Annotated in this window: 5 protein-coding genes; all 5 read right to left on the reverse strand. The window is 35.9% G+C overall.

What is annotated here, in order from left to right:
• Positions 1-746: AAA family ATPase (locus tag ACK4M9_RS22500; RefSeq protein ID WP_409855020.1), on the reverse strand; the 746-nt coding region annotated here is incomplete at its 3' end.
• Positions 747-760: 14 nt separating this feature from the next.
• Positions 761-2182, reverse strand: coding sequence for a peptidoglycan DD-metalloendopeptidase family protein (locus tag ACK4M9_RS22505; RefSeq protein ID WP_409855024.1), 1422 nt, complete (start codon positions 2180-2182; stop codon positions 761-763).
• Between the two features lie 42 nt (positions 2183-2224).
• Positions 2225-3184, reverse strand: a complete 960-nt coding sequence (locus ACK4M9_RS22510) for a hypothetical protein (RefSeq protein WP_409855021.1) — start codon at positions 3182-3184, stop codon at positions 2225-2227.
• A 541-nt stretch (positions 3185-3725) separates the two neighbouring features.
• Positions 3726-4355 carry a hypothetical protein gene (locus ACK4M9_RS22515; RefSeq protein WP_409855022.1) on the reverse strand — a complete coding sequence of 210 codons (630 nt, stop codon included), beginning with the start codon at positions 4353-4355 and terminating at the stop codon, positions 3726-3728.
• Positions 4356-4369: 14 nt separating this feature from the next.
• The coding region (locus ACK4M9_RS22520; protein WP_409855023.1) for an MFS transporter at positions 4370-6033 on the reverse strand (1664 nt) is incomplete at its 5' end.

A 6033-nucleotide genomic window follows, 5' to 3' on the forward strand; every position in this document is an offset into this window, starting at 1 on the left:
TCTTTAATAGTGACAGTCGGATTAACAGAAAAGTGTCCTAGAACGTTACCAGTTTGTCTTGTAAACTCTAAGATTACTACATTTAAATTTAATTCTGTCTTTAAAAAGGTTGCTAGATTTACTACTGTTGTGGTCTTCCCAACACCACCTTTTGGTGAAAATATATTTATGATTGTCGCCTTAGGTTCATCATATGTTTTTAATCGTTTTTTCTTGGTTGGTTTTGCTTCTTTGGTCCACACCTTAGTTGGTTGTAAATTAAATACAGGTATCTCTTCAATTTCTGCTACATCAATTTCATTATCTTCTTGCGGATAACTATCCTCTATGGGATTTTCTGTGTTTATTTCTAAATTAGATTCTATAGTACTTGCTATTTCCTCATTCTTCTTTAAGTTTACTATAGGTCTAGCTCTGTTTAAAATGGCCAACACTTTATCTACTTCAAAAGGAGCAGGTAGAAAATGTGCTTTCACTGAAGTGACTTTTTTCCATTTTTCTAAACTTTGATCTCCAGAAATAACAAATATGGGGGCATTATTGATTTCTTTAATCTCTTCAATCACTTCTATTGCTGTTAGATCAAGTAAAAAGTATTTTATAAAAATTACATCAAATTCCCTATCTTGTAGGACTTTGTATACCTCTTGCCCATCTCCTTTTACCGTTACATTTCCGCCTAGCATTTTGATTTGTGAGTAGATGTCACTTTGAGTACGATGGTTATCGACTAATAATATTTCCACTATATCCCTCCTTATTAAAGTCCTTGCCTCTTGTATTGTTCATAATAACTAGATACTTTTCTAACATAGTCTAAGGTTTCTCTATATCCACTACTCCCATCGTATCCTAGTGCACGTTCAACAGCATTAGGACCTGCGTTGTAGCAAGCTAGCGTTCTAGGTAAATCTCCTAGATATCGGTCATAACAACTTTTAATATACCTTGTGCCTCCCATGATATTTTGGTAGGGATCAAAAGGATCAGTAATACCTAGTGACGCCCAATTAAAGGGCATTATTTGCATAAGACCAGATGCACCCATTGGACTTCTTGCATTGGGATTCCATCCACTTTCTTGCTGTATCATTGCAGCAATTAAAGCAGCATCTACACCATACATCTCAGCTGCCATCATCACAATTTCCATATAATCTCCCCCAACAGCCTGTCCAGGGGGAACAAGATACAATAAAGGATCTACTGTGTTACCATTTATGCGGATTTCTATGTGCAAGTGAGCCCCCGTTGATGTACCTTCACTGCCAACTTCAGCTATTAGTTGTCCAGCCATTACAGTATCACCTGTTGAGACAAATAATGCTTGAGAATGACCATACCAGGACTCAACTCCGTCACCATGATCTATGATGATTAAAGTCCCATACCCTGATGCAGATCCTGAATACGATACAATACCATCTTCAATAGCAAAGATTGGTGTACCAAATGGCGCGCCTAGATCGATGCCCGAATGAAAAATCACAGTTCCATAGACAGGATGAATCCTGTCTCCGTACGGCGAGGTAAGATAATCAAGGTCATATTCTGGTGGTAGTGGCCATCGATATACACCTCCGCTACCGTAAATGGTGTTATAGAGCCATGTGTATGTTTTTACCATGTGTGTTTTCTCAAAAGAACGAGTTATTTCATAAATTTTTTCTTCCCATTCTTCATCATCAAAGTTAACCCCTTTGAAGTAATTTGCTACAGTATAAATAATGTCCTCAGCCTTGTTTCTGTTGGGTGGTACCGGAACATAGTCTTCAGGGATCCCGTACTTTGTAAGCCAATAGTCTTCTCGACTCATTTGATAGTTATCCCAAATGTGGTTTGGTAGATTATAAACATCTCGGTATCTGGATAGCCAACCTGTCGAAGAAGCGAAGTCTGTTTGTACAAAATGGAGAGCTGCTAGCAAACCCCAATTTACTCTAAATTCTCTTTGAGCCTCTACATACAGAGGGTAGAACTCTTCCGGAAATTCTATCTCGTGTTGTTGTTCTTTCGCTTCAGCCTGTACCCCAAACAAAGACATAAAGTTACCCGTCGTTACCATCAGAAAACCAAATACTAAGATAATCGTAGCAAACACAACCATTACTACCGGCACTACTATCGATAAACAGCCAATGGAAATAAGCTTGACTACTCTCTTTTTTTGAATTTTTCTCACTCCCAATAAAAAAACCTACTCAAACGGTACATTTGAATAGGTTTAAATCAAGTTTTGTAGCTGCTCTAAATGAAGTTCTCCCGTTGCAGCTTTTTGTAAGAAAAGTGCTCTATCATTCGGTATAGTAATAATGCTTTCTAATTTTAGTTCGTGCTTAATGATCTCCTCAGAAATAATTTCTATACAAGCTTGATTATAGACCAAATGGTCAAAAGATAGCTCTTTAGATTTTTCAATACTTTCTGTACTCCCATCAATAATAAGCAATCTTTTTAGCGAAATATTCTCTTTTAAGTTATACGTTACATCGTCAAATACTATGGTATCATAGCTCTCAAAATGTTTATTATTGAATTCTTCTATATCTATTACAGTTAACTCATGAGGAGTGCTTAAATACGTCAGACTTCCTTTTGTTTCTACTAATAATGTTTTCCGTCCTTTCTTTTGTGACATTGCTGCAATATGTGTGGATATTGTAGTAGCACCACAACCACCTTTTGCACTTTTTACTTCATAAATTATTTTTTCACAAATTTCCTCTTTCATAGCTACATTTTCCTCAGTATGAATTGTGTTGTCCTCTTTTACCATCGCGGTAAGCATATTTTTAAAAGAAGTTTCTACTACATCTGGACCTAGTTGACCAGATGAAACGGATGCTACAAATAAATTATTTGTTATCTCTTTGAGTTTACTAATTAAATTAATGCCCATCTCATCTTCGTTTCCTGCAATAAATAATACATACCCTTTTGGATTTGTATCGATAAACTTGTGCACAATATTAGGAATATCTTCAATTCCACCACTTTTATTTTTTCTTAAAAGAACAATAGCATCCTGGTTGGATACATCATCTGTATTTTCGATAGTATTTACGATTTCAAATTCATCATACGATTCAAGTTGATTCAAAAACCAACTCTCTAACTGAATGTTCCCCACACCTAAGCTTATTTTTTTCTTGCTTTCTTCGTCAGTAAAAAATACGATGTCCATTCTTTTCATCCTCTCTATCATTTTAAAAAACGTCTTAAGGTATAAGACGTTTTAAACGGATCCTAATTTTCTTAACACTTAAAATACCTCCTTTGCACTCTGCGATAAATTTTGCTAATATGGAAATAACAAAAGACATATAATAAAAAAGCCGAGTGCTATCAACACTCGACTCTATACAATTGCTTGTCCGCATGTGAGCGGTCGGCAATAAGTAAATTAGTAAGTTAGCAAGTGTAACTCACCCTCTGCCGGCAAGCCAGGGTGGGTTACTTTTTTGCATTTACAATCATGATCACAACCATGAGAAATGTCAAAATCAAAATAGCAAAATTTATTGTAAAAGTTGCTACATCTATTGTAACCATTCCAGCCTCACCTCCTTATCGGAGATTCGACCGCCCACCCTGCTATGCAATTGTACAAATTTCATTTTAACATAACTACATAAAAAAGAGAGTTGCTATGTTGGCAAACTCCCTATAATAAGAATATAACACACTTTTTGAACAAAAGAGTTCGCAAAAAGTTCGCGATTTTTTCATCTTCTAAATAGCTCATCACGACTCATGTCAAATAACTCATATTTTTTCGTCATATCACTTACAAAACGATGAACATCTTCGTGGTCGACATCTAGTCCAATAGAACCTTTCATATCATTCCCTTCTTTTCCAAGTCCAATATGCAAAAACACATGTCGATCTTCATTATTTTGTTGGAAAGTCACATAAACTGGAAAAACATAATCATTAACATGTTCATAATATTCAGGTAGCATTACAATATCACTTAATCTTCTCTCAGAAAAAGTTGGATATATTGTTTCGCCTACTTCAACAGCTTCCAAGTAAAAATCTCTAAGCTTTTCGTGATAGTATTTGCTTATTCTTGCTTCAAATTCTTCAATCGTCTCCCCCTTATCCACATTAAAAAATTCCTCTATAAATTTAACTACTTGTTGTTCTTTTTCGTCGAGCTCGTTAAACGAGACTTTATCTTTTCCCTGAAAAATAATTGTTCGATTTGGAGAAACTAACTCAGTGTCCTTTGATGTCACAATTTCTTTATTGTCAATATCATAAGATGATAAGGTTGCAGTTTCTTCTTTACTTGAACAAGCACTTAAAAATATGCTGAGTACACTTACTAAAATAATGAAGCGCTTCACTATTGTCTCCCCCTCTAATTTCTTCGTTTACTTCTCTGTCGTTCTCTCATTTGCATTGTACGCTGCAGTCGGCGCTGATTTAAATCTATTGTACCATTATTTTCTTTTGTTGTATTACTTTGTCTTTGAGCACGTCTCGCAGAAATGGTTCTTCCAATTTCAACTCCAGCTGCTACATAGTTTCCTGAAACAATGTGAATTCCTGTTTTAGCTGCACTTACAGCTTCATTCGGTCGTATCAAACGATATTTGCTCATATTACTTTGATTTTTTGTAGTTGGTTTCTTTCTTGGCAATGTTTGTTTTTTATTACCTTGATCTGTTGCGTTATCAGTATGTCGTTTACGTTCAGAACGACGATCCATAAATTTTCGGAAATTTCGTCTATCTGGTGAAATACGTGGCGCTTGATAGTTAGCACTTCCTCCTCTTTTACGATCTATATGACGTCGTCCAGCAGTTAAAACTTTCCCTGCAACACGTTGGACACCAGGAGCAATAAACAGAACAATTGCTGGCATTAACAAGACTCCAACCGCATTAACAAGCATTAAAATAATTAGGGCAACAAATATATTTAATTCTGAAACATCTATAATGTTTGTAATCAAGATCGGAATACCAATAAAAAGGGCTGCTGCAATAACCCAGGAAAAAAGGTTAATCCAAATTCCAAGCGTTTTTCGAAGTGCTCTTTCTCCGAATCCACCCAAAAAGCTCAGCATAACTAAAAATGGTAATAGAATCGCAATCAAAATCACACCGACTTTTGAAAGAAACAGAAATGATGCTGTTCCTGCATATAAAATGGTTGTTGGCATTAGTGATAAACCTGTTAAGCCAACTAACATAAGTCTAACAAAAGCAGAAGAAGAAAAATATTTAATATCTAACTCAGCTGAGTGAGTGATACTATCATCTCTCATAATATCTATCATCTTTAAACGTTCTTCACCACCTGTTGGATATGCAAGATTAGCATCTCTCCATGTTGTCCAACCAGAAACATCAAACGTTTTTCTCAACTCATTAATCTCTGCTCCACTTAGCATAGGTGCTTCTAAACTGGCAAACTGTCCATAAACCCATGGATTCTCAATATACGTTCGAAATAAGATGTTTGATACTTGAATAACTTGAGTATTAGCGATCTCCACCGCTGTTTGTCCAGTTATTGGAGATAGGCTCAATAATCCGAGTATAAACATGGCTACATAATTCATGAACCCGTCGATGTTCCGGATAACCCAATCAACATTATCGATAACTAAGAAGACGAGTGCACTGTACACCAGTGCTTTTAGTATTACTACAAAGGCTTCTCCGATTCTACCTTGACCATATTTAATTATAACAATAGCAGCTAGAAACAAGAGCGCAAAAGATAAACCATTGTTGAATACATAATCCCTCAAAGGTTGCATTGTGGTGTGAATGTTAGAAATAAAATCGTCTAAGAAATCCATTTCCGAGAATCCAAATTGCAACAAAAATATGGTGAACATAGCAATTGCATTATTTACTTGCTGCCAAATTGAATACACCATAAAAGCGGTAAGCTCAACAGCGTTGCCTAACTTTGGACGAATTCCGTCAATTTCAATCCATTTATGAATGGTATCCCAACCGTAATGATCGGTTGGGTGCTTTTCGTAATTTAAATCAGGCGGAACGGTAT

Source organism: Anaerobacillus sp. (assembly GCF_046314235.1).
Taxonomy (GTDB): domain Bacteria; phylum Bacillota; class Bacilli; order Bacillales; family Anaerobacillaceae; genus Anaerobacillus.

What these genes read in the sequence shown, in the direction of transcription:
- ACK4M9_RS22510 (WP_409855021.1), bottom strand. Translation starts at nt 3,184, where the DNA reads ATGGACATCGTATTTTTTACTGACGAAGAAAGCAAGAAAAAAATAAGC.